Genomic DNA, 404 nt, shown 5'->3' with positions numbered 1-404 from the left:
GTGCGGAGGAAGGCGCCCAGGACGCTCGGGACCGGGCCGAAGCGGTGGGCGAGGTGGAACTCCAGCCCGGCGGCGGCCGGTTCCAGCGGCAGCAGGGTCACCCCCACATGCCGGAAGCGCCGCATCCCCGCCGGTCCGATGCCGATGCCGAGCCCGCAGGCGACCAGCCCCAGCAGGGTGTGCAGATTGTGCGCCTCATGCGCGATCCGCGGCTCGACCCCGGCGGCACGGCATACGGCCAGCGCCACATCGGCGGCGGCGGGCTCGGCCTGCCGCGAGGAGAGGATCAGCGGCTCACTCTCCAGCGCCCGTACGGGCACGGCCGCGGCGCTGGTCAGCGGATGGCCGGACGGCACCGCCGCCACCAGGGTCTCCCGGCCCAGCGGCAGGCTGGTCAGCCGCCG

1 protein-coding gene is annotated in these 404 nt (G+C 76.2%); it reads right to left on the bottom strand.

Going from position 1 to position 404, the window contains the following annotated elements; all coding sequences use genetic code 11:
* A partial coding sequence (locus tag JK364_RS54675) for a LysR family substrate-binding domain-containing protein (RefSeq protein ID WP_201858919.1) occupies window positions 1-404 on the bottom strand: 404 nt, incomplete at both ends.

Source organism: Streptomyces endocoffeicus, from assembly GCF_016741935.1.
Classification (GTDB): Bacteria; Actinomycetota; Actinomycetes; order Streptomycetales; family Streptomycetaceae; genus Streptomyces; species Streptomyces endocoffeicus.
The sequence above is the reverse complement of the archived record's forward strand: the minus strand, read 5'-3'. Positions and strand labels throughout refer to the sequence as shown.